Origin of the sequence: Mucilaginibacter sp. 3215 (assembly GCF_050433785.1) — a bacterium.
In the GTDB taxonomy this organism is placed as follows: domain Bacteria; phylum Bacteroidota; class Bacteroidia; order Sphingobacteriales; family Sphingobacteriaceae; genus Mucilaginibacter.
The window spans coordinates 31,069-55,685 of sequence record NZ_JBNPWO010000003.1 but is presented as its reverse complement, the minus strand read 5'-3'; the positions used below and the strand labels follow the sequence as shown (position 1 = coordinate 55,685).

Below are 24,617 nucleotides of genomic sequence, written 5' to 3'. Positions count from 1 at the left end.
CCGATGAATACATTTCAAACAACAATACAGGGCAGGCTGGTTACAATTTCGCTTGACAGGGGCCGCTCAAATGCCATTAATCATGAAATGGTTAAAGAACTGGCGGCCTGTATCAAAACATTGGAGCATGATGACAACGTGGGCGGGGTTATCTTAACCGGCAAGGAAGGCTTTTTCTCATCGGGGATCGACCTGATTGAGGCCTATGATTATGATGAAGCGCAAAGCCGCCAATTTTGGGTGGATTTTTTAGCCTTGCAAAATACTTTAGCCGCTTTCAGGAAACCTTTGGTAGCTGCCATTAGTGGTCACAGCCCGGCCGGCGGCTGTATATTAGCTATTTGCTGCGATTATCGGGTGATGGTAGAAGGAGCATTTATCATCGGATTAAATGAAGTTCCGGTTGGTATTATTGTGCCTGATAGTGTTTTTAATTTATATGCATTTTGGCTTGGTCAGCGTAAAGCTTATCAGTATTTAATAGAAGGTAAGCTGCTTAAGGTAAACGAAGCTTTAGAAGCCGGGCTTATCGATGACGTTGTTTCACCGGATAGGTTAATGAACGCTGCAATAGAAAAGGTGACAGCCTTTATGAAACTGAACCCGGTTACCTGGACGGAAAGTAAATTGAATTTGCGAAAGGAGTTGATAGGGAAACTCAAAGCCGACCAAACCGATACGCTTGATAAGATGCTGAAGCAATGGTGGGCACCCGAAACCAGGCAAGGCCTGCAGATGATGATCCAGAATTTAAAATCAAAGAATACAGCTGTTAAATAATTGACGATGACTGATCCTAAAACTTCAAATGATGCTGCAAATCCAAACGCCGTAACTGCTGGTGGAATGTTAAGAGATGACGCTTTAAAAGGAAAAACCATCATTGTAACGGGCGGCGGAACAGGTTTAGGTAAAGCAATGGGGACTTACTTTTTGCATTTGGGCGCTAACCTGGTAATTACCAGTCGCAAATTGGATGTACTGCAACAAACCGCTGCCGAAATGGAAGCCGAAACCGGGCGTAAAGTATTGCCAATAGCCTGCGACGTGCGGAAGTACGACGAGGTGGAAGCGATGTTGCAGCAAGCTATTGAAACATTTGGGCAGGTTGATGCACTATTGAATAACGCGGCCGGTAATTTTATTTCGCCTACCGAGCGTTTATCGGCAAACGCGTTTTCGGCTATCATTGATATTGTTTTAAAAGGTTCGGCCAATTGTTCTCTGGCTTTGGGCAAATATTGGATCAGGGAGAAAATGCCCGGAAACATATTGAATATTATTACCACTTATGCTTTTACCGGTTCGGCGTATGTCGTGCCCTCGGCCTGTGCAAAAGGCGGTGTGCTGGCCATGACCAGGTCCTTAGCCGTTGAGTGGGGCAGGCACGGCATCCGTGCCAATGCCATTGCGCCGGGACCCTTTCCCACCAAAGGCGCATGGGAAAGATTATTGCCCGGAGATATGGCCCAAAAGTTTGATTTCAAAAACAGGGTGCCGCTTAAACGTGTAGGCGAACACCAGGAGCTGGCTAACCTGGCTGCCTTTTTAGTGTCTGATTTCTCTGGCTATATCAATGGTGAGGTAATTACTATCGATGGAGGGGAATGGCTGCAAGGTGCCGGCCAGTTTAGCGGACTTGAAATGATACCGGATGAAATGTGGGATGATATTGAGAAAGCTACACGGTCGGCGTAGCGTAGGGGGAGTAAAACAATTAAAATTGTTGCGGAGTGAAGTTTTCAATGCATTTTTTCCCTCGTCAAAAGCTTTTAGGTCTTCTTCAGTCCACGTTGAAACTTGGGATAATTTCTTCCTATATACCGAAGGCGGCGATTTAATTTCCTGCTGTATAGTAACACCAAGCCCTCTAAGTATTTGTTTAACCAAGATACTTTTAGTCTTTGGAATATCTATTACTAATCTCACCATTCAATTATAGATTAAAATTGAAAAACATACCCATCTAATTGTTCTGCAATATCCGATTCATCTGGAGCATCAACGGATTTACAAATTATTTCAAAATTGTGTTCAGCTTCTTTATCGTCAAGATCTGCTTCAATAACAATTTGTGCGTGAAAAGTCTGCTCTTGTTCTAATGTTACTGTATTAGATTCACATCCATAATATCGGTCATCTTCTTTATCATAAATGGCATAAGAGCAGTCCTCATATGTTACGTCTAAACTGTATTCTATTTCTCCTGTTATCTGAAGTGTCGTTTCAAGGCTATCACTCATGTCCTCAACTTGATAATTAGTAATCTCAAAATGAGTTATTAAGGTGTTCTCTATACTTATATCGAAACCAATCTCATCCTTTATTTTAAATATAAAGGCATCTTTTATTTTTTGCGCAATTTGTGCTTGGTTGTTATAATAGATTTTTGAAATTAAGTCGTATTTATCGGAATGAAGTTGTTTGTTAATTTTATCAAGTAAACTCGACAGCGATTTTTCAATTATGATATTTTTAAAGGAAAAATCATCGAAATCTTTATCTCCACTAATAAAATACATACTTTGTTTTTCCTTTTGACACCAACCCTCTACCGCGCTGATAACAAATGCGTCAGGAAATTCACTCTTTTTTTTACCAATACCAAATGGCTGCTCATGTTTGAAATATTTGGAAAATATTTCTTTCAGTTCAACTGCCAAATAATCTATTATTAAAACTCTTGAAGTTTTAATAATTTCTTCTAATTGGCTCAATAAGTCTTTAAATGCTTCCTCTATGTCAAATGCTGGGAGTTTAGTGTAGTTTTCACCATAAGATAAATTTTTGATGATTTTACCATTGTTGTTTATCGCTTTGTTGAATTTATTGATCTCCGACGACGAACGTTGCAAGTCTTCTTTAATATTACTTTTGATTTCATTTATTGTTATTTCAGTCAAGAATAAATTAATATGACCGGCTGCAGCTAAATCAAAGAGCTCATTAAGTCTTGGACTCTTGAAGTAATTATTCTGCACAAATGTCTGTGTATCCAAAAATATATTCCTCGTCTCAAGCATTTTCTATTATTTAATATAAGCAATTTAAATATAAGTAATTTTAATATGATTTATCTTAAGGAGTATAACTAAAATAACTTGATTGAAAATCAAATTGACGAAGTAAACTTAGCAGCTTGGTTCATGCGATAACGTTTAATAAAAAAAAGCCTTTAGCAATATGCTAAGAGCTTTTCAAAATATGTTTTCCTACAAGGGCTTGAACCTCAATCTTCAAACATACTGGCAAAACCTTTCAGACCATCTAAAAATTGGTTCGTGGGAGTGTCGGGCTTGCGTACTATTTTGGGCAAGTTGTCAACTCGACTGACAACTTTTTCTATGGAATGAACTTTAGCTCCTCACACGCGCCTTACTTTTCCCTGTTACATCAATTCGGTTTGATCGGCGCTCAATTGAAAATGATAACCTTTTTTAATTGAGATTTTTCTCGTTTTTATTTTAGTTATATGCTTGTTATGCAGGTATTTGTGTCTGTTTGTTATGAGATTTTTTGCGGATGCCGGCCGCGATTGTGTATTTGGGATTACTAACTTTCTAATTTCACAACGTACCAATTTGCGCTTTGCCAATACCTGGCGGCCATCAAAATCTCACTTTATGAAAACAGAAAACCGGGCACATTCCCCGCCTTAATAGCACTCATTTTCGTCGTGGCCGGAGACCTTATTGCGCGGCCAAATTAACCTCAAAAATCAATCTATAATTTCTTTTTATGTACAAGAAACTTTTACTCAGGCTAAGCGCCATAGTGCTCTGTTGTATTTTTAGCGGGACGGCGCTGGCACAAAACAGAACTATATCCGGTACTGTTACGGATGCTGCCGACGGTTCGCCTTTGCCAGGCGTAAGTGTTGTGGTAGCCGGGATGTCGGTAGGTACTACATCTAATGCTAAGGGCGTTTATACGCTTAGCGTTCCCGCATCTGCTAAAACGATCTCTTTTTCATATATCGGCTACACATCCAAACAAATGCCGTTAACTGCCGATGCCACATTAAACGTAGCGCTTTCCGCGGCAAATAATTCATTGCAGGAGGTGGTTGTTGTAAGCGTTGGCTATGGCACGCTTGATAAACGTGAGGTATCGAGCGCTATTACACACGTTTCCTCAAAAGATCTGCTTCCGGTGGCCTCAAACAGTCCGCTAATGTCGTTACAGGGAAAGGTTGCAGGACTTAGTATTACCAATACTTCCGGTGCAGATCCCAATTCATCGCCCAGTGTTCAGTTGCGGGGCGTTTCATCGCGTAACGCGGGTTTAGGGCCGTTGTATGTGGTGAATGGTGTACCCGGCGGCAACATTGATAATATCAACCAAAATGATATTGAAAGTATCGATGTGCTTAAAGGCGGTGCCGCATCGGCTATTTATGGTACACGCGGAAGCAACGGCGTTATCATCATCACCACAAAAAAAGGCTCATCGCAGGCGCGTACGTTTTATGAAGGTTATGCCAGTTTTGACTATTTAACTAATCAACTGCAAAACCTTACACCCGAACAGTTTATTGCCGACAGGGTAAAAAATAGCCAGGGACAGGATTACGGCGCTAAAACAAGCTGGATGGATGCGGTTACCAATTCGCCGGCATTTGCTCAAAAGCATACGGCCCAATTGTCGGGTGGTTCTGGTAAAACGAATTACTTCGCATCGGCCGACTACCGCAATGCGGATGGAATTGACTTGCGGGCGCATAAAAAGGAATATGGCGCGAGGATCAACGTCAACCATACATCAGACAATGGCGTTTTCGTGGCTTCCTTGAATATCGCGCCCAGGTATATGAATACCAAAAACTCTGATCAGGGTAATTTCAACAACGCGCTCACTTTAAACCCGACTTATCCAATTTACGATAACGCGGGAAGGTACAACTATATCAATACCGGCTTTTTCTCCAATAATCCGGTTGAGAACGCTAATGTGATCAAATCTGAAGCGCAAATCAAAGAAATGGATCTTAACGGATCGTTAAAGGTAAATATTCTTAAAAGCCTGAGCACAACGGTAACAATATCTGAAATCAGTAAATCGACCAGGAGCTTCAATTTTACCCCTTCAACATTATCATCAATTTTGCACGCGGGCAAAATAACCCAAACCAATTTCGCGTCGCAGCGGCAGGAAGAGAATGACCAGAAAAACATGGAATGGACAGGAAATTATTCGCTCAATCTCGGTCAACATCACCTCAAAGCCTTAGGCGGTTATTCATACACCCTATACAACTACAATACTTTTTACGCCCAGAATTATGATTTTCCATTCGATTCATACCTGTGGAACAATCTTGGCTCGGGTTTATACAACGGTGGTGCCGCCGGGCAGGGCCAATCTGCCGTAAGTTCAACGCAGAATGGCTCAACATTGATCTCATTCTTCGGTCGTTTGAATTATGATTTTAACAATCGTTATATTCTTACGGCAAGCTTGCGCAGGGAAGGATCGTCCAAATTTGGTATAAAAAACAAATGGGGTAATTTTCCTGCAGCTTCGGCGGCGTGGCGTGTATCCGAAGAAAGTTTCATGAAAGGCGCGCTGCCGTGGGTAAACGATCTTAAACTACGTGCAGATTACGGCGTTACAGGTAACCAGGATTTCGATAGTTATCTTTCATTGCTGCTATATGGTGGTGCGGGCTATTTTCCGTACAACGGCCAAACTTACCAGGTTTATGGCCCTACATCAAACGTAAACCCCGATTTGAAATGGGAGAAATCGATCAACTTTAACGCTGGTATTGATTTTTCTATCCTGGATAACCGCATCTCTGGTTCACTTGATTATTACATCCGCAAAAACAAGGATTTGCTTGGTTATTATAACGTGCCCTTGCCGCCAAACTCCCAATCGCAAACCTTTGCCAACGTAGGTACTATGAAAAACTACGGCCTGGAATTGGCGTTGAATGGCAGTGTAATCAGGCAGCCGGATTTCAGTTATAACATAACCGCGGCGTTGGCTTATAACCGTAACAAGTTCATTTCCTTCTCTAACGATGTTTACAAAGGCGCGCCATTTGTTGAATTGGCCGGTTTGCCTGCTCCGGGGTCGCCGGGTAATATACAGCGTATCCAGGAAGGACGTAGCATTGGCGAGTTTTATACGCTGCGCTCGGCAGGGGTGAATAAGGATGGGGCTTTGCAGGTTTATAAAAAAGATGGCACCATAGTTCAGGCCAACCAGGCATCATCAGATGATAAACAATTTGTAGGGAACGGTTTACCAAAGTTTATCGGTTCCATTGGCAATACTTTCAGGTACAAAAGGTTTGATCTGGGGATTTTTCTACGCGGCACATTTGGTTATAAAATATTCAATACCGCGGCTTTCTACATAGGTACGCCATCAAGCCAAAGCGATGCTAACGTGCTGCGATCGGCCTATGATAGTAAAAGTAAATACTCGTTATTAACTAATTCGGCAACAACAGCTATCGCTTCAGATTATTTCCTGGAAAATGGCTCGTTTGTAAAAATAGATAACGTGGCTTTAGGTTATACCCAGCCGTTTAAAACCAAATACCTTAAATCAATACGTATTTACGCCACCGGCAGAAACCTGCACACCTTTACAAGCTTTACCGGCGGCGATCCTGACCTGGTACAGGTTAACGGGCTTACACCGGGCGTGAACACCTCGCTGAATTATTATCCGGCTACACTTCAACTAATCCTTGGCCTGCAGGCAACCTTTTAAAATTGAAAAGACATGAAAAAATATAAAGTATATATCAGCGGTATTTTACTGTCGGCCATGCTGACTGCCAGCTGTACAAAACTCGACGAGCACGTGTATGATAAGGTAGATGCCGCGAGTTTTCTGAGCAGGAGGGATGATGTGATCAGGGATTTTTTACGCCCATTTGAACACGCGTACTGGAGTATCCAGGGCAATGATGTTTATGCTGCAGGCGAAGATTGTACCGACGAGATGGCTACCTACAACCGCCAGGGCGATTGGCAGGATGGGGGCTACTATCAACGTATGCATTACCATACCTGGACTATTACAGATGGCTTTACAAGCGGTGCATGGACAAACTTTTACCAGGGCATTGTGCTGGCAACCAACTCGCTTACCGATATGGAAGGCATCAAAGACCCGGCAAAACTCAGTGTTACCGATGCAGAATTAACCGATTTTAAATCAGAACTGCATACCTTACGGGCTTGGTTTTATTTACGGGCATTTGATTTTTATCGCAATATTGAAATTGTTACCGATGTAAAAACAGCTACACACGGTAACCCGCAATCTACCCCGCAGGAAATGTTTAATTACATCGAATCGGAATTGAAAGGCGCTATCGATGGATTGCCCACCCGGCAACAGCTTGGTGCAGCAGGTATAGGGCGCTGGACCAAAGCTGGTGCTGCATCATTGCTGGCCCGACTTTATCTCAACGCCAAAGTTTATACCGGTACCGATAAATATGCCGAATGCGAAGCCGTTTGCCGTGACATCATTAGCGGTAAATATGGTGCTTATCAACTTGATACGCGATGGGATGCCCCTTTCGATTATACCAACACCACATTAAACTCAGAAGTGATCTACGGTTTTCCAGGCTCACTGGCGCGTACACACTGGCAGTACGATGGCGGGATGTTTTTTTGGGGAATGACTTACGACGCAGCTCCGCTATACTGCGGATTTACAGATTTCGGGCAGGCTAACCCGCGCTATGCATTACAACCCGGACACGATATAGATAGCGTTGAGTACGCTTTCCAGTTGGGCAAACCTTTTGTTAAATTTCATAAATACCCCGATGACCTGCGGTTAAAGAAATATAAAAACCTGGGCAACAGTACTCGCGAGGGTATGTTTTTATATGGCTATCTGCCTTATACGCATTTGGTAAACGGTGTAAGCCGCACCGATACCGTTAAAGGCAATAAAGGCCCTTACCCACTTTACATCCGCGACCAGGTGGGAATGTTCCTCGGCGCAAAACCGGGAACCAAAATTGCAGATAAGGAGTCGGATATGAATCATGCCGATCATAACTCAGGCATTTTTATGGTGAAATATCCTATTTATCCAACACCAGACCCTAACAGGATCACTTCAGCTTACGCGGAGATCAGGTTATCAGAAATTTATTATACGCTGGCCGAGTGCCGTTATAGGGCGGGTGATAAAGCCAGTGCCGCCAATTATCTGAACCAGGTAAGGCGACGCAACTATCCTGATGGGTCTTCAAGCCTTTATAAACCGGATGGTAGCCAGCTCACCGACCAGGAAATGCTTGACGAGTGGGGCCGGGAATTTCTTGGTGAAAACAGGAGACGTACCGACCTGATCCGTTGGGGAGTGTTCAACACCGGTACCTGGTGGGATAAGAAACCTGATGGAGACAAGCATACCGAGATATTTCCTATCGGGCGGGATATTATGAACGTTAATCCGCAATTCAAACAAAACCCCGGCTATTAAGCGGTTGGTTTAACCCACAGCCACCGGATATTTGAGATCCGGTGGCTGTTTGCTTTGGGTCCTTTAGGTCAATAACGGTGTACCGATAAGTTGCAGATCATCTATAAATTTGATCTCCATTATTTTTCGCTCAAAATCCTCGGCAGGTACCATTGCCTTTACTTTTACCCGGTTTTTGTAGGTGTACACGGTGCTTACGCTATAATCAAGTATTTGGGCAATAGTTTCTAATTCGCTTACCCCCAGGCGCATCAAAGCAAAGATCCGGAGGGTGGCATTCAGCATTTCACCGCTTTTAGGCCAGATCTGGTCTTCGGTTTTTAACAGGGCATTGAAAGATGTTATAAAATTGGGGAAAAGCGTTAAAAACATGGTATCCAGAGTGTCATACAATTGATCTTTTTCTTTGTCTACCTGTACTTTATCAAGCACGGCGGTGGCTTCATTGTATTTGCCAAGCTTAATGTTGTGCTGCGTGCGGCGTTTAACTTTATCAAGTGTTTCGATATAAGATGAACAGGTTTTAAAAAACAGGCCGATAAATTCTTCTTTAATTCTTGATGATTCCCAGAGCTTACCGTTAATGCTTTTTAGGTCGCTGTTAATTTCCTTAATTACACGCTCGTTATTTTTAATGCGTTCAATCTGCTTCCGGTAAATCACCAGTAAAAAGAAAAGTACTACAGCAACAATCAAAAATATCAGGAAGCCTATCAGTAATTTATCCCTTTCGTGTTGTTTCTGGTCGATAACCTTACCGGCAACAAGTGGTAATATGGATTCTATCTGCACCTCCCGGCTCCGGGCTCCGTAAAACCTTGCATTTTTTACAGCGTGCTGCATCATAATATATGCGTCTTCGGTTTTGCTCCGCTTAAACAGTTCCTGCCCCAGCAGAAATATTGCCAGTGTTTCTTTGGTTGACGATCGAATATCGTTTATCGCGGCAAGTGCCAGGAACAGGATCCGGTTATCGCCGGTGTAGGCAAAACTGAGCCTGGTGGCAACCATAGCTACTTTGTGTTCGGGCAGGTTCTTACTAATGATAAAGTCATAGTAAAAATCGGGGGTTAGTTTTTTGTCCCTGATCGAGTCGGGTTGAAATGCCATGTTGATGGTTTTTTCAAACTCATTTGATGGCGTTGCGACCTCGGCATTTTTAAAATCTTCGTCAGATCGCTGGCGATAGATCTTCGAGAAATAAGCGTCATCATCATAATCACCAATCCCCGCGTTTAGCCTTGCGCGGAGGTTAAAATAATCTGCTTTCAACGAATCGGATAAGCCATGAATGTTAATAGCCTCAACAGCATCAAAGGCCTCTTTATAAAAACCGGAGTTAAGCAACGTGCTGCCGAGCTGTACCTGGCTCCTAATTAGTTTGTTGGTATTGTTAAACTTTTCTGAAAGGGCGATCATCCTCCTCGCGTACATAAATGCCGAATCAAACTTAAAGGAATGGTATTCATCAAAAATCTGGCTGCAAAGGGCGTATTGGGCATTAAAGTTCTTTTTGTCGCTGAGGTTAAGCCGATTGCGTAGCTGTTTTATGCGGTCTTCTTTTTTAAGATCGTATGAGTTCTCTTTTTCGAGTTCAGATTTCAGAACAGCTAATATTTTATCAGATCTCAGTTCCTGCGAATAACAGCGAACTACCAGGGATAATGAGATAATAACAAGCAGTAAATTTTTCTTCATTTTCAACTATATAAATTTGAATGATTTCGGCAGATGTTGTGTTTGCATGATAATATACTAAGGCGGCAAAAACCAATTTCGAAAACAAAAGAGGGATGCTTTATGCAAACGGGGATAAAATTACATCTAAAATTTACAAGCTCTGTTTTAAGGAAAGGGATATTCTCTCGAAAAACGCGGTTTTTTAAGCTATGCATTGGTTGGTTGCGCGATTTTTATGAGATTTTTTTCATGCGGGTTCTGTTTAAATAGCTGAATATTAAATTGTTAATTAAATATGTTGCTGGATTTTTCGACCTGTAGAAACAACTTGTTGCTCACGGTGCTGCCTTCATGTTTTACTTTGATCCTGTAATGTTCAGGATTAAAATTCATCAACTAAAACTTTATATGACAACCTCTATCAGGTATTATCTGATTCTCTTTTTTCTGCTGGTCTTTTCTTCGGTCGATGCAAAAAATATCCCTATCCGGCAATCGGGCCTCATCGGCAAATCCATTGTTGAATTTGTTCCTGAAGGTTTCAATCAATCTAAAGTTCCGTCTCTGATGCTCCAAAGGGAACCTTCTATTAAAAAAGCTGTTCCGGCAGGATGGCGTATTTTTCCTGAGTTTAATTTGAATGAGGGGAAGGCAAGCGCCGTTGTTCATTTGGAGGGCGACATTAGCCTATATGGCGGCGGAGAAGTCACTGGCCCGCTATTAAGGAACGGCCAAACTATAAAACTTTGGAATACCGATAACGGTGCTTATGGCACAGATAATGGAAAACGCCTTTATCAAACCCATCCGTGGGTAATGGGTGTACGGAAAGACGGCACCGCATTCGGAATTCTTTTTGATAGCTATTGGAAAGCGGAACTGAAAACGGATTCGAAAGAAATAGCCTACAATACCGAAGGTCCGTTATTTCGTGTCTTTGTGATCGATCGTCAATCACCGCAAGAGGTGGTTAAGGGGCTGGCCGAAATGACCGGCACTATAGAAATGCCGCCAAGGTGGGCTTTAGGTTATCAGCAGTGCCGTTTTTCATACGTTTCAGAGCAGCGTGTGAGAGAAACAGCCAACACCTTCAGGGAAAAGCAAATACCTTGCGATGCCATTTGGATGGATATTGATTACATGGAAGGTTTCCGTGTTTTTACCTTCAATAAAAATAATTTTCCAAATCCTAAGCAACTGAACGATGATCTGCATGCCAAAGGTTTTCATTCTGTTTTTATGATAGATCCAGGTGTTAAGGCTGATAGTTCATATGCGGTTTATCAATCCGGATCAGCCAACGATATTTGGGTTAAAGGCGCTGGCGGTCGGGAATATCACGGCAAAGTTTGGCCTGGCGATTGTGCTTTCCCTGATTTTACCATGCCTGCAGCGCGTAGATGGTGGGCGGATTTGTATCATCAATTTATGGCTTCCGGGGTTGATGGCGTATGGAACGACATGAACGAGCCGGCGGTAAATGACGAGGCTTTACCGAAAGAGCAAAGATTGGGTACCATGCCTTATAATAACCAACACAGGGGTGGAGATGCACTCCCCGCCGGGCCGCATTTGTTATACCATAATGCTTATGGGCGGTTGATGGTTCAGGCTACCCGGCAGGGTGTGATGGAGGCCAATCCAAATAAGCGGCCATTTATTTTAACAAGAGCCAATTTGCTGGGTGGCCAGCGCTTTGCCGCAACCTGGACGGGAGATAATTTAGCCGACGAACGGTTTATGAAAGTATCAGTACCGATGTCCCTTACCCTTGGTTTGTCAGGTCAGCCTTTCAGTGGGCCCGATATTGGCGGCTTTTTGGGTAATACCAGTCCTGATCTGTGGGCCCAATGGCTCGGCTTCGGTGTGTTTTTGCCGTTTGCCCGCGGGCACGCCTGCGCGGGTACAAATAACAAAGAGCCATGGGCATTTGGCGATGCCGTTGAAACAACTTCGAAGATCGCAATTAGTCGTCGGTATCGCTTATTGCCATTGTTTTATACCCTGTTTTACTATGCCCACAAAACCGGCTTGCCGGTAATGCAACCATCTTTTTTTGCCGATCCGAAAGATTTAAGTTTAAGAAGTGAAGAGCAGTCATTTTTATTAGGCAGCAACCTTCTGGTAGTTCCATCTTTTGCTAAAGATATCAAACTGCCTGCCGGAAAATGGGAGAAGGTAACGCTTGTTGATGGCGAAGAATCAGATCCTTATCAAGCTAAATTATTGCTGAAAAGCGGTGCTATTATTCCTGCCGGAAACGTTATCCAAAATACAGGCGAGAAATCGTTGAACACTTTAACGCTATATATTAATCCAGATGCAAAAGGCAACGCTACGGGCGAACTTTACTGGGATAGGGGCGAAGGTTGGGAATTTAAGAAAAAGCAGTACAGCAAAATCAAATTCAAGGCAACAAAAAGCGGCCATGAAATCATGTTGCGTGTGGTTGCCCAGGAGGGCAATTATCCCATTAATAAGGAGGTTGCCCATTTAAAAGTTGTCGTTCTTAAAGATGGCAAAGAATATTTTGGCGCAGGTAATTTGAAAAAGGGCGTTTCTGTGCAAATGTAAACGTTTCTGGCGACTGCAAACCCCGGTAGTTCAAGTTGCGGAACAACCGGCAATTCTGGCAGCTGCAAAAAACGGGTCAACTGTTATCTGCCAAACGTTTAATTATTAAAATGATAGCGGATAACAGTAAGTTGTCAATTAAAAGATTTCCTGAATTCCAGCGGCGAGAGATTCGTCCTGGTCTTAAATAGCTTACTGAACGACTGTGAATGCTCAAAACCTAAGGCATAGGCCACCTCGCTGACCGACAGGCTGGTGGTGGACAATTTTTCCTTCGCTTTTTCAATGAGATGGTCATGAATGTGCTGCTGGGCGCTTTGCCCGGTCAGTGATCGCAGCATGTCACTCAGGTAGTTAGGCGAAAGGTTCAGTTTTTCGGCCAGGTAAGCAACTGTAGGGATGCCGCGGCTCAACGTCAGTTCATCATTGAAATATGCATCCAGGGTTTCCTCCAACCGTTGCAGGATATCGGTGCTGGCCGCTTTGCGCGTCAGGAACTGCCGCTTATAAAAACGGTTGGCATAACTGAGCAGCAGTTCAATCTGGGAGATCATCACCTCCTGGCTGAAGTCGTCGATCCGGCCGTCGAGTTCCTTTTCCATAAAGCTAAAGATAGCCAGGACCGTGTTTTTTTCTTCTTCCGAGAGATGCAGTGTTTCGTTGGTGCTGTAGGAAAAGAAGCCATATTGCTTGATCTTTTTGGCCAGTGGGTACCCCAAAAAGAAATCCGGGTGGATGATCAGGGTGTACTCTGAGCATGCCGTCCCCTCCAGGTCGTTACCGCCGATGATCTGCCCCGGTGCGGCGAATAACAAACCGCCGTTATCAAAATCATAATAACCCTGGCCATATTTCAACTTACCGCCCAGCCTGGGCTTGTAAGCGATCTTGTAATAGGCCAGCACATGCCGGGTGGGCAATTTGCCTTCCAACAAGGTGTGTGCGCCGTTAATCAGGCTGATCAGTGGGTGTTTAGGCTGCGGCAAGCCGAACATCCGGTGCGCCTCGGTCAGCGACTCCAGTTTCAAGGGCGGGTTCTCATCCTTTTTCATCATAGCTAAGTTAAGGACACCAGTCCGTAATTTGCAGTGGCTGGTGTCCGTATTTTGTAATTTCATTGCGCCGAGCGCGAAACTTCATCCCAGGCTTCCCAGGTGGCAATGCGCTCCGTATAGGCAGCTTTCAGGCCGGTAAGGTTATGGCTACCAAGGTTAAAACGTAGCGGCGGGTTTTCAGAGTCCACCACTTTGAACAGCGCCTGCGGGGTAGCGGCCGGGTTGCCTCTCTCCATGCCTTTTAGTCCCTCCATGAATTTCGCTTTAAAATCGTGGTAGACCGGATTTCCTTCGAAAACCTTCGGGATCTGATCGCTACCAAATTCTGTTGCATATGCGCCCGGTTCAATGATGGTTACTTTGATACCGAACTGCGCCACTTCCAGGGCCAGGCTTTCGTGGATCGCTTCAAACGCCCATTTGGACGAGCAGTAATAGCCCAGGATCGGCATGGCCAGATGCCCCAGGTTACTGGAAGTACCCAAAATATGTCCGTAACCTTGCCCACGCAGCAGCGGCAAAGCCGCCTGGATAACACTGACAGGGCCTATCACGTTGGTTTCGTAAAGGGCGCGGATATCGCCGGCACTGCCGTCCTCGATCGTCCCGATCAGTGGGTACCCCGCGTTATTCAACACGATGTCCAACCGGCCAAAATGCTCATGCGCTTTATTAACGACGTCTTTAACCTGAGCAGGGTTAGTCACGTCGAGTTCCAGTGTCAATACCCGATCACCATATTGTTCTTTTAATGCAGCGATGCTGCTCAGTTCGCGGGCCGTCGCGGCCACCTGATCTCCGCGCTCCAATGCCGCTTCTGTCCATATACGTCCCAGACCGCGCGAAGCGCCAGTGATGAACCATATTTTATTCGTTTGCTGTGTCATACTATATTTATTTGATAAAAGCAAAGTTCGGGGAACAGGCCTTTTGCTTTGTAGCCTAATTACGGTTCTTTGTAGGCTGATCTCTGTATTTGTTCAGGTAATCCGGGACGTAGCCAGAGGTATCTCAAAAAAGCGCCGGGACATCTTTATTTTACTTATAAATTATTATTATATAATTTCTATAGAATTAGTAGTATTTATCAAATCTTTTTTTACATTTGCCTCAGAAAATTAATAACAACAAATTAAAATCTTTAAAAGCACCCACCATGCAACCCGAACTTTTACCTAAATACGGCCTTGCTAATTATCAGTTAACCGCTGTTGCTTTTACTTCCTGTTGTTATTCTTGTTGTTGCTGCTAATCAGTACAAGGGGTAATCCCTCCTCCATAATCGTGCGTTGATCGCACGGTACTCAATTTTTCAATTCATTACATTATTTACCAGGCATTGCTGCTTTATGCGGATTGCTATGCAACGCCTGCATTGTTAATCACTTAATATAAGTTCATTATGACCATTAACGACGTTTCCCTGATTGGGAAAAAGGTGTTGGTAGGCGTTATAGTAACCCTCATACCTTTTGTTATCATTTTTGGCGGGCTGTGGCTTGGCCGTAAGCTATTGGAAAAAGGCTCTGCAACTAAAACAGCGCAAATTGTTCAACCTCAAAACAGTACACCCTCATGAAACTGGATCAATCAACCAAAAAGCAGATTATCAAAAACGCTTCATTGAGCCTGCTGCTTTATATCCTGCCTATCGCGCTCATGTTTGGCACTTTCGCCATCACCGGTCAGCGCCCATGGGAAAAGAAGCAACATCAGCATAAACAGGAAAACACCATAAAAACTAAAACATCAAACTCGCCAGACAATGATTGATCAGATAAAGCAAATAATAGAAAACCTTAACGGCTATGGCTTTTCCGTTTTGGTATTGGTACTCGGTGTATTGGAATTTTCGTTCGGCCTTTATAAAAAGCGCTGGAACAAAAATGAAAAATGGGTGGATATTGCCTGCTTTACCATCCCTAAACTGGTGGTAAAACCATTGGTGGCCTATTACGGATTAAAAGTGCTGCCGGCTGTATTACCAGGATTAAAGAACACCTTTGATTGGGTTCCGTTTTTCTGGGGATTCATCATCATCGCGGTAGCCGATGATCTTACCCAATACTGGTATCACCGTTTGCACCATCAGGTACCCTGGCTATGGCGTTTTCACCGTACACACCACTCGGCATCGTACATGGGTATGGCAATGGCCAGCAGGCAAAATATCATTTATACCATCTTTTTTTCGCAGACCTATTTAACAACAGCTTTGGTTTACCTTGGTTTAGGGATCCCCGCTGTAGTTGTAAAAGGCATTAAAGGAACTATCACTACGCTGGCGCATTCAAGCATCCCATGGGATAAACCATTTTATAAATATAAAATATTACACCCATTAGCCTGGATCCTGGAACGTACCATTTCAACGCCTGCAACGCATCATGCGCACCATGCAGCTACTACCGATGACGGGGTAGGCTATTATAAAGGTAATTTTGGTAATATGTTCTTTTGGTGGGACATTATTTTCGGTACAGCACACATCTCTCGCCAGTATCCTAAAGCTTATGGTATTTCACATTATGAAGGTGACCAATGGTATGCACAACTGGCCTGGCCTTTATTTAAATCAAAGATACCCGGAAGTGAACTTGCGGCCGATGGCCCGATGATTAGAGAAGATGTGCCTTTGCAACCTCATCACTTATACAGACCCGATGTTGCAGTGCAGCCCGAAGCTGAACAGGTTGACACAGCATTTCAGTTACAGCCTGTAAAAGCGTAATGAAAAAGATTGTACTTATACTTTTTAGTACCGTATGGTTAGCATCGTGTAAACAACCGGCGAAACCAGTGGCGGGTATTGCGGTTGCCACGGTTCCCGGTGCTAAAAAGAAACTTTGCTGCGAATCAAATATCCCCAACAGGTTTAAAGCAGCGGGGTTAAGCGGTGCGGCGCTTGCTCTGCCCGATACGGGTAATACCCAAACCAGCCATGCGGGGATGGTTTGGGTACCGGCCGGAACTTTCAGGATGGGGGCCGATAACCAGCAGGCTGAACCTGATGAATACCCCAAACACGACGTAACTGTCGATGGTTTTTGGATAGATAAAACCGAGGTAACAAATGCCCAGTTTGAAAAGTTTGTAAAAGCTACAGGCTATATCACCACAGCCGAGCGCAAGCCCGACTGGAACGAGCTTAAAAAGCAAATGCCCCCGGGTACCGAAAAACCTGCGGATAGTTTGCTGGTACCGGCTTCACTGATATTTGTACCCGCAAGTAAACCGGTTAATCTGAACGATTACAGCCAGTGGTGGGCATGGAAAACAGGTGCCAACTGGAAACACCCGCACGGGCCGGGTAGCGATATCAAGGGTAAAGATAATTATCCGGTAGTGCAGGTTTCGTGGTACGATGCTGTGGCTTACAGCAAATGGGCTGGTAAACGTTTACCGACCGAAGCAGAATGGGAGCGGGCGGCGAGGGGCGGTCTTGAAGATAAGATCTATCCCTGGGGAAATAAAAAAGTGAACGAAGGGCAGCCTAAAGCAAATACCTGGGAGGGAAGTTTCCCCTATAAAAACACCCAGCGCGATCATTACTATTATTTGGCTCCGGTTAGTTCATTTGCGCCCAATGGTTACGGTTTGTATGATATGGCCGGTAATGTATGGGAGTGGTGTGCCGATTTGTACAATAACAACTACTACAAAACAGTAAGCAGTCCGGCGGGAGTTAAAAACCCTAAAGGCGCTTCAAAATCATATGACCCGGACGAGCCTTATGCCATTAAAAGGGTAGTGCGGGGCGGCTCGTTTTTGTGTAACGATAGTTATTGCTCAGGTTACCGCGTATCGCGCCGGATGAAAACTACCGAAGACAGCGGTATGGAGCACCTTGGTTTCCGTTGTGTCAGCAATTAAAATAATACCCCTAAAATAAATGATCGATCGGCCTGCTTAACAGGCATAACCAGAAAGGAACATGAAAAAGTAAACAATTACATTCTTCAAATAAGGGAAAAGCAAAGCCTTTCCCTCAGTCATTAAAACAACGAAACAGGGATCGATTGGCGTTGAGCCTGTTTCAATGGTGTCATTTTAATTATTCAAATCTATGCAAAATATTGCAATTGCAGGGGTTGGCTACGCGTTACCTTTCCCATTGCATACAGCTGCTTTTACGCTGCAAATAATTGAGGATGCTTTTCATCCGCAGCAATTATACAAGCCGTTTAATACGGTTACTGATCAGTTGTCCGGTTTTTCATCTTCTAAAAACCTGTCGACATGAAAAAACTACTATTAATCCCATTTCTGTTGTTGATCGCTTTTCCGCTGTTAACCATCGCGCAGCAAACCCAGCCAACCATCAACTCACATTTGGTTGGTCGTGTAATTGATAGTACAACCCGAGAACCATTGCCCGGCGCTGTAGTTAAGATCCAGGGTACCACGCACATAGTTTCAACCGATATTGAAGGTAAGTTCAGCTTTATAACCGGGCAGAAGTTTCCATACAAGCTCATCATCACCTTTACAGGTTACGAAAAGAAGGAGTTCATCGCCGATGGCAGCCCGGTTGAAATTAAACTTAAAGACGCCCAAACTCAACTAAACCAGGTGGTTGTAGTGGGTTACGGCTCCCAAAAACGTAAGGATATTACCGGTTCGGTTGCATCCGTGCCCGCGCTTGCTTTAAAACAGCCGGTCCCTTCGCTCGACAGGGCCTTGCAGGGCTCCGTTTCGGGGATCCAGGTTACACAGGCCACCGGGCAGCCGGGAGCGGGCGTAACTGTACAGGTCCGCGGTGTAAACTCTATCAATGCCGTTGCTGAGCCGCTGTATATCATTGATGGTTTCCCTACTTCAAACAGCAACTCACTTACCGATGCAGGTGTAACCAATGGCCCAAAGATCAATCCGCTGGCATCTATCAATACATCGGACATTGAAAGCATCGAGGTTTTGAAAGACGCTTCGGCCACGGCTATTTATGGTACACGCGGCGCCAATGGTGTAATTATCATCACGACTAAAAAGGGAAAAGCCGGCGTATCATCTATCAATTATGATGGCAGCTATGGCAAACAGGAGGTAATTAAAACCTTGTCGCTGCTTAACACCCCGCAATGGGAAGCTTTACGTAACGATGCTTTGGTAAATACCGGTAAAACCGCCCAAACTGAGGCGCAGCTTAACCCATATAACGCTAATACCGACTGGCAGGCCGCCGCTTTCCGTAAGGGGACTTCACAAAATCATAGCCTTTCGATATTTTCAGGTACCGAGCGTACAAGACTTGCCTTTTCCGGCAATTACTTTAAACAGGACGGGATCTTGCAAAATACCAACTTTGAGCGTTACGCAGGCAGGGTAAATGTAGAGCACGATTATAACGATAAGTTCAAGATCTCTTCATTCATTACCGGTAGCCGCACCACCGCGCAAATTGCACCCCAGGGTGTTGTTCCTGCCATTTTGTTAATGACGCCAACCACCCCGGTTTACAATAGCGATGGTTCATTCTTTATCAAAAACGTATTTGAGGGCACCTACGGAAACCCGATCAATACGCTATATAACCAAACCAATACAACTACCACAAGCCGCATTTTAGGCAATATCGCAGGTGATTATAAGATCACCGAAAACCTTACCGCAAGAGTATTGGCCGGTGTCGATATCATCGACAATAAGCAAAACCGCTACCTGCCTTCTACTGTTTATGAAGGCTCGGGCTATTCAGGCCTTGGCGAGGTTGGTACGCTAAACTCATTTAACTGGCTAAACGAAAATACGCTTACCTACAACAAAAAAATTGGTAAACATTCATTAAATGTATTGGCAGGTTTTACCCAGCAACAGTTTAAAGCCGAAGGAGCTATTACAGGCTCATCGGGCTTTGTGAGCGATTATGACACCTTTAATAACCTTGGTTCCGGTAGTGTTACTTCGGTATCGGGCAGTGGTTTTGCAATCGCACCATCATCATCGTCAAATACATGGGCTTTAAAATCTTATCTGGGCAGGATCAATTATGGTTTTAACAGTAAATACCTGCTAACCTTAACCCTGCGTGCCGATGGTTCGTCGAAGTTTGCGCCGGGGCATCAATGGGCGTCATTCCCGTCGGCTGCTGTAGCCTGGAATGCATCGAGCGAAGATTTCCTGAAAAATGTAACAGCCATCAGCCAGTTAAAACTGAGGTTAAGTGCCGGCCAAACCGGTAACAGCGATATCCCTGCTTACCAGTCGTACTCGCAGTTAGGTTACTATCGCTACAATTTTGGTAATTCAACCGTTGCCGGTTTCGCACCTAATAGTTTATACAATCCCAACCTAACCTGGGAAAAAACCAGTCAATATGATTTTGGCTTCGACCTGGGCTTATTTAAAGACAGGGTTACAGTGACAGCCGATGTGTATTACAAGAAAACCACCAATCTGTTACTGTACCTGCCCTTACCGGCAACAAGCGGTTTAACCATTATCACCAATACAGCTATCACCAACCCGCAGCAATATGAAAACGTGGGTTCGGTTCAAAATAAAGGTTTTGAATTGGGTATTAACTCGCGCAATATTGTTGGCAGTTTTGTATGGAACACCAACCTGGTATTTGCACTTAACCGTAATAAAGTGCTGAGCCTTGGCGGTAACGGCGTTAACCAGTTCATCCCAGATTCATCGCTGCCATCCATCATTAAAGTTGGCGAACCTATAGGTTCATTTATCGGTTACAAAACCAATGGCCTCATCCAGGCCGGCGGACCAGTACTCACCCCGGCGGCCAATACTTCGCCAGGTGCACAAAACTACCAGGATATTAATGGCGATGGTAAAATAACACAAGCAGGCGACAGGGTGATCCTTGGCAATGCGCAACCTAAGTTTACAGGAGGCATTACAAATACGTTCGCTTACAAAGGTTTTGATCTGAGTGTGTTTTTACAGGGATCATACGGAAACAAAATCTACAACCAGCAAAGAGGTGTTTTGGAATTAGGAACAGGTTATACCAATGCCACCACAACCTTGTTAAACCGCTGGACAGCAACTAACACCAATACCGATGTGCACAGTGCATATCAGGATCCGGCGGCAACTATATCTGATAGATTTGTTGAAAACGGATCGTATTTGCGGTTGAAAAGCCTTGGGTTTGGCTACACTTTTCCGCAGTCGGTACTTTCCAGGTCGCCTATCAAGAAAGTCAGGATCTACCTGAGTGCCCAAAACCTGGCAACCTGGACCAAATACACCGGTTATGACCCTGAAGTGAGCAGCAACGAGCAATCGGCCATTACCTCGGGAGTTGATAACGGTGCTTACCCGAACAATAAATCTGTAATAGTTGGCATAGGGCTTACCCTGTAACGGCTAAACCTTGATTTTTTAGATATGAAGACGAAAAATATTAAATACCTCATTATACTGGTTGCTCTTGCCGCTGTTTCATGCGCCAAACTTAAGGAAGACCCTCGGTCGTTCATTCCCGCAAGCCAGTTTTATAAAACCCAGGCCGATGCCGTAGCTGCAGTCACTGCGGCTTACTCTCTGCTTAATGCTGGTGCAAACGCGGTGCAAACACCATACAATACCCTTTTTAACACAGGTATGAATTTTATGGGCGATGATGAAGGCCCGGGCCCAGGTGCTACCAACGCAGATGTTCGTTCACAGTCGGTATTGGGCCATTCTGCATCAGGATTGCGCATCCTGCAGATCTGGCAGCAGCATTACGCGGCTATTAAAAAAGCTAATATCGCTATTGATACTATCCCAGATATCAAATTTGATGCAACGCTAAATAAAAGGCTTGTTGCCGAGGCTAAGTTTTTAAGGGCACTATATTACTTTAACCTGGTGAGGCTTTATGGTGACGTACCTTTGGTACTACATGACCAAACGTCAATAAACCTGGCTGACCTGCAGTTGCCGCGTACAGCGGCGGCTACGGTGTATGCACAAATAGAAACCGATTTAATCAATGCCGGCGCCGATTTGCCAAATAACTATACCGGTCCGGATGTAGGCAGGGCTACAGCAGGCGCTGCTTATTCATTACTTGCTAAGGTTTACCTTACCGAACGTAAATGGGATAAGGCTGTGGCGCAGGCCGAAGCTGTAATTAATGGCCCATACGGCTATGACCTGTTTGCGAACTATGCCGATGTGTTTTTGCCTGCGACCAAAAACGGAAAGGAGCATATTTTTTCGGCGCAGTTTAAATCAAACTCACAGGGACAGGGCAACAACCAGGCTCCGCGATCAATATTGAACGGTATCCCGGGTATAGTGGGCAGCTATGCCGATCAGGTGGTGTTTTATCCGGTGCCTGATGCTACCAAACCCGGCGGCGTAGATAAGTTTTTCAGCATTTATAAGCTGTATCCGGCCAATGACAAGCGCAAGCGGGTGAGTTTTGTAACGCGCTTTCAAAGTCCTGCAACTAATCTGTGGTATGGTAAGCTGAATGACGCTACTATTCCCAACGACTCTATCCCATTCTTTAATAAATATTATGATCCGGGCGTGGCATCTAACGAAGCCGAGTCGGGCGCCAATGTATCTATCATCCGCTTTTCGGATGTGTTGCTGATCCATGCCGAAGCAGAAAATGAATTAAACGGGCCAACTGCCAAAGCATATGCTTCTATCAACAGGGTGAGAAAACGTGCCGGGCTGGATGACCTTGCCGGGCTTGATCAGGCTTCATTCCGTAACGCGGTTTATTTAGAGCGCAGACTGGAATTTGTATTTGAATACCAGCGTTGGTTTGATCTGATCCGCGAGCGGGATGCTTCGGGCAACGGCATACTGGAGGCAAGTCTGCTGAAAGTAGGTAAAACCAATGTGAGCAAAGGTGCGGCAGGCAAATTTTACTTGTTCCCGATACCACAGCAGGAAATTGATAACAGCAATGGTAAGCTTACGCAAAACCCCGGCTGGCAGTAATCTCAATTATCATTATACATACTAATCAAAGAAAACGGCCGCTGGGGCGTAAAGTTTCGCTCCAGCTATGCCGAATAAACTTTTTATCAATGAAAACAAGAAAAATAACATTGTTCCTTTCGCTTGGCTTGCTTGCAGCATTTACAGCCAAAGCACAAAACGGACAAACGTCGGTATTTGGCGGCACGGTGGGCAAAACGCTTGATGATTCGAAGGAGTGGTGGCCTGAGCCTCATAAAGCGCCCACCGGTGCGCCAAACGTATTATGGATCATCTTAGATGATGTGGGCTTCGGCGCTACAAGTACCTTTGGCGGCATCATTAAAACCCCTAATTTTGATACGTTGGCCAATAATGGCCTGCGTTATACTAATTTTCATACAGCAGGGATCTGCGCGCCAACGCGATCGGCTTTGTTAACCGGACGTAACCATCATTATGTTCATGAAGGTGGTTTTTCGCATGTAACCTTATCGGCGGGTTTTCCGGGTTATGATGGCCGCATTCCATCTGATAAGGGGACTATAGCGGAGATCTTGCGCGAAAATGGCTACAACACTTTCGCGGTTGGCAAATATGGTTTAACACCCGACGAGGATGCTACGGATGCAGGCCCGTTTGACCGCTGGCCTACAGGTAAAGGCTTTGATCATTTCTTCGGATTTTTGGGATCGGCTACCGACCAGTATAAACCTGATTTGGTTGAAGACAACGCTCATGTAACTCCCGACGGCCGTCACCTTACTGATCAGATTACTGATCAAGCCATCTTCTACCTTACACGCCAGCATAAGGTAGCTCCTGAGAAACCCTTCTTTTTGTATTACGCGCCGGGTGCAACGCATTCGCCTCACCAGGTTGCGAAGGAGTGGAGCGATCTGTACAAAGGCCAGTTTGACAGTGGCTGGGACGATTTCAGGGAGAAGGTCATCGCAAGGCAAAAGAAATTGGGCATTATCCCGGCCTACGCTAAATTGCCTGAGCGTAACTCACGCATCCCGGCCTGGAAATCATTACCTGATGCCGAGAAAAAACTGTACGCCCGTTTCATGGAAGTTTATGCCGGATATTTGACCTATACCGATCATGAGGTCGGCAGGCTCATCAATCACCTGAAACAAAGCGGTCAGCTGGATAATACGCTGGTATTTGTGATCATTGGCGATAATGGAGCCAGTAAAGAGGGGACGGTTCATGGTGTTATCAACCCTAAAAAGAACTCGGCTAAACTGATTGCCGAAGATGCTTATCTGAAAACTAACATTGAAGACATTGACGATATCGGTACACCGCAGGCAAGCACCAACTACCCACTGGGCTGGGCGCAGGCAGCCAATACGCCATTTAAATACTGGAAACAGGATGCTAACTCTGAAGGTGGTACCCGTAACCCGCTGATAGTTTATTATCCAAAAGGCATTAAAGAAAAAGGGATTCGCACCCAGTATGGTCATGTGATTGACGTACTACCTACCACGCTTGAATATACCGGCATTAAATTACCTGAATACATCCGCGGTATTAAGCAGGATACTTTGCAGGGCACTTCTTTGGTGTATTCATTTGATCATCCCGAAGCAAAATCAAAACATGTGTTGCAGCATTACTACATTTTTGGGTCGAGATCGATTTATAGCGATGGCTGGAAAGCTGAAGCTGCACACCACCCGGATAACGTGGAATTGGGCGATTTTAAAGTTGGTCAAAACGTGCCCGATAAAAGCTTTGATGAGGATACCTGGGAGTTATACAACCTGAATGAGGATTTCAACGAACGGGTTGACCTCGCCAAAAAATATCCTGAAAAGTTAAGAGAATTGAAAGCTGTATTTGAAGCACAGGCTCAAAAAAATAACCTGTATCCATTTATCGACTGGTATGATGTTTACCACCAGCGTATCCACAAAAACTATAAAAAGTAACTAATAA

Annotated in this window: 17 protein-coding genes; 13 read left to right on the top strand and 4 right to left on the bottom strand. The window is 44.6% G+C overall.

Annotated elements, in window-relative coordinates; genetic code table 11:
• Window positions 1-3 precede the first annotated feature (3 nt).
• Both ABIC84_RS06725 and ABIC84_RS06720 read left to right on the top strand, forming a co-directional pair.
• Entirely contained in the window at window positions 4-780 is a 777-nt protein-coding gene (locus ABIC84_RS06725; RefSeq protein WP_429263084.1) for an enoyl-CoA hydratase/isomerase family protein, read from the top strand.
• A 6-nt stretch (window positions 781-786) separates the two neighbouring features.
• Window positions 787-1,698 carry an SDR family oxidoreductase gene (locus ABIC84_RS06720; RefSeq protein ID WP_429263083.1) on the top strand — a complete coding sequence of 304 codons (912 nt, stop codon included), beginning with the start codon at window positions 787-789 and terminating at the stop codon, window positions 1,696-1,698.
• 245 nt (window positions 1,699-1,943) lie between these two features.
• Here the strand turns inward: ABIC84_RS06720 and ABIC84_RS06715 are convergent, their stop codons facing one another.
• On the bottom strand, window positions 1,944-3,023 hold the full coding sequence (locus ABIC84_RS06715) for a PIN domain-containing protein (protein ID WP_429263082.1): 1,080 nt from the start codon (window positions 3,021-3,023) through the stop codon (window positions 1,944-1,946).
• A 715-nt stretch (window positions 3,024-3,738) separates the two neighbouring features.
• Between ABIC84_RS06715 and ABIC84_RS06710 the strand changes: the two genes are divergently transcribed.
• Complete coding sequence (locus tag ABIC84_RS06710; protein ID WP_429263081.1) at window positions 3,739-6,726, top strand: SusC/RagA family TonB-linked outer membrane protein; 2,988 nt, start codon at window positions 3,739-3,741, stop codon at window positions 6,724-6,726.
• A 12-nt stretch (window positions 6,727-6,738) separates the two neighbouring features.
• Window positions 6,739-8,469 (top strand): RagB/SusD family nutrient uptake outer membrane protein, encoded by a 1,731-nt coding sequence (locus ABIC84_RS06705; RefSeq protein ID WP_373614381.1) that lies wholly within the window; start codon window positions 6,739-6,741, stop codon window positions 8,467-8,469.
• A 63-nt stretch (window positions 8,470-8,532) separates the two neighbouring features.
• Here the strand turns inward: ABIC84_RS06705 and ABIC84_RS06700 are convergent, their stop codons facing one another.
• Window positions 8,533-10,167 carry a DUF6377 domain-containing protein gene (locus ABIC84_RS06700; protein WP_429263080.1) on the bottom strand — a complete coding sequence of 545 codons (1,635 nt, stop codon included), beginning with the start codon at window positions 10,165-10,167 and terminating at the stop codon, window positions 8,533-8,535.
• A gap of 390 nt (window positions 10,168-10,557) precedes the next feature.
• On the opposite strand from ABIC84_RS06700, the gene ABIC84_RS06695 reads away from it, so the two are divergent.
• A complete protein-coding gene (locus ABIC84_RS06695; RefSeq protein WP_429263079.1) occupies window positions 10,558-12,723 on the top strand; it encodes a TIM-barrel domain-containing protein in 2,166 nt (721 codons plus the stop codon).
• 134 nt (window positions 12,724-12,857) lie between these two features.
• Here the strand turns inward: ABIC84_RS06695 and ABIC84_RS06690 are convergent, their stop codons facing one another.
• Both ABIC84_RS06690 and ABIC84_RS06685 read right to left on the bottom strand, forming a co-directional pair.
• The gene (locus ABIC84_RS06690) at window positions 12,858-13,775 is read right to left on the bottom strand and encodes a helix-turn-helix domain-containing protein (protein WP_429263321.1); all 918 of its coding nucleotides are present in this window, start codon (window positions 13,773-13,775) and stop codon (window positions 12,858-12,860) included.
• Window positions 13,776-13,837: 62 nt separating this feature from the next.
• A complete protein-coding gene (locus tag ABIC84_RS06685; RefSeq protein WP_429263078.1) occupies window positions 13,838-14,665 on the bottom strand; it encodes an SDR family NAD(P)-dependent oxidoreductase in 828 nt (275 codons plus the stop codon).
• Window positions 14,666-15,180: 515 nt separating this feature from the next.
• On the opposite strand from ABIC84_RS06685, the gene ABIC84_RS06680 reads away from it, so the two are divergent.
• The 8 genes from ABIC84_RS06680 to ABIC84_RS06645 all read left to right on the top strand — a co-directional run bounded on the left by ABIC84_RS06680 (window position 15,181) and on the right by ABIC84_RS06645 (window position 24,610).
• A complete protein-coding gene (locus ABIC84_RS06680) occupies window positions 15,181-15,357 on the top strand; it encodes a hypothetical protein (protein ID WP_167516193.1) in 177 nt (58 codons plus the stop codon).
• The gene (locus tag ABIC84_RS06675) at window positions 15,354-15,551 is read left to right on the top strand and encodes a hypothetical protein (protein ID WP_090523922.1); all 198 of its coding nucleotides are present in this window, start codon (window positions 15,354-15,356) and stop codon (window positions 15,549-15,551) included. The genes ABIC84_RS06680 and ABIC84_RS06675 overlap by 4 nt, the downstream gene beginning before the upstream one ends.
• Entirely contained in the window at window positions 15,544-16,509 is a 966-nt protein-coding gene (locus ABIC84_RS06670; protein WP_429263077.1) for a sterol desaturase family protein, read from the top strand. Before ABIC84_RS06675 ends, ABIC84_RS06670 begins: the two co-directional genes overlap by 8 nt.
• Window positions 16,509-17,651 carry a formylglycine-generating enzyme family protein gene (locus tag ABIC84_RS06665; RefSeq protein ID WP_429263076.1) on the top strand — a complete coding sequence of 381 codons (1,143 nt, stop codon included), beginning with the start codon at window positions 16,509-16,511 and terminating at the stop codon, window positions 17,649-17,651. The genes ABIC84_RS06670 and ABIC84_RS06665 overlap by 1 nt, the downstream gene beginning before the upstream one ends.
• Window positions 17,652-17,844: 193 nt before the next feature.
• Window positions 17,845-18,021 carry a hypothetical protein gene (locus ABIC84_RS06660; RefSeq protein WP_429263075.1) on the top strand — a complete coding sequence of 59 codons (177 nt, stop codon included), beginning with the start codon at window positions 17,845-17,847 and terminating at the stop codon, window positions 18,019-18,021.
• Entirely contained in the window at window positions 18,018-21,107 is a 3,090-nt protein-coding gene (locus ABIC84_RS06655; protein WP_429263074.1) for a SusC/RagA family TonB-linked outer membrane protein, read from the top strand. The genes ABIC84_RS06660 and ABIC84_RS06655 overlap by 4 nt, the downstream gene beginning before the upstream one ends.
• A gap of 24 nt (window positions 21,108-21,131) precedes the next feature.
• Window positions 21,132-22,688: a RagB/SusD family nutrient uptake outer membrane protein gene (locus ABIC84_RS06650; RefSeq protein ID WP_429263073.1), complete on the top strand. Its 1,557-nt coding sequence runs from the start codon at window positions 21,132-21,134 to the stop codon at window positions 22,686-22,688.
• Window positions 22,689-22,777: 89 nt separating this feature from the next.
• Window positions 22,778-24,610 carry an arylsulfatase gene (locus ABIC84_RS06645; RefSeq protein WP_429263072.1) on the top strand — a complete coding sequence of 611 codons (1,833 nt, stop codon included), beginning with the start codon at window positions 22,778-22,780 and terminating at the stop codon, window positions 24,608-24,610.
• The last annotated feature ends 7 nt before the right edge of the window (window positions 24,611-24,617 follow it).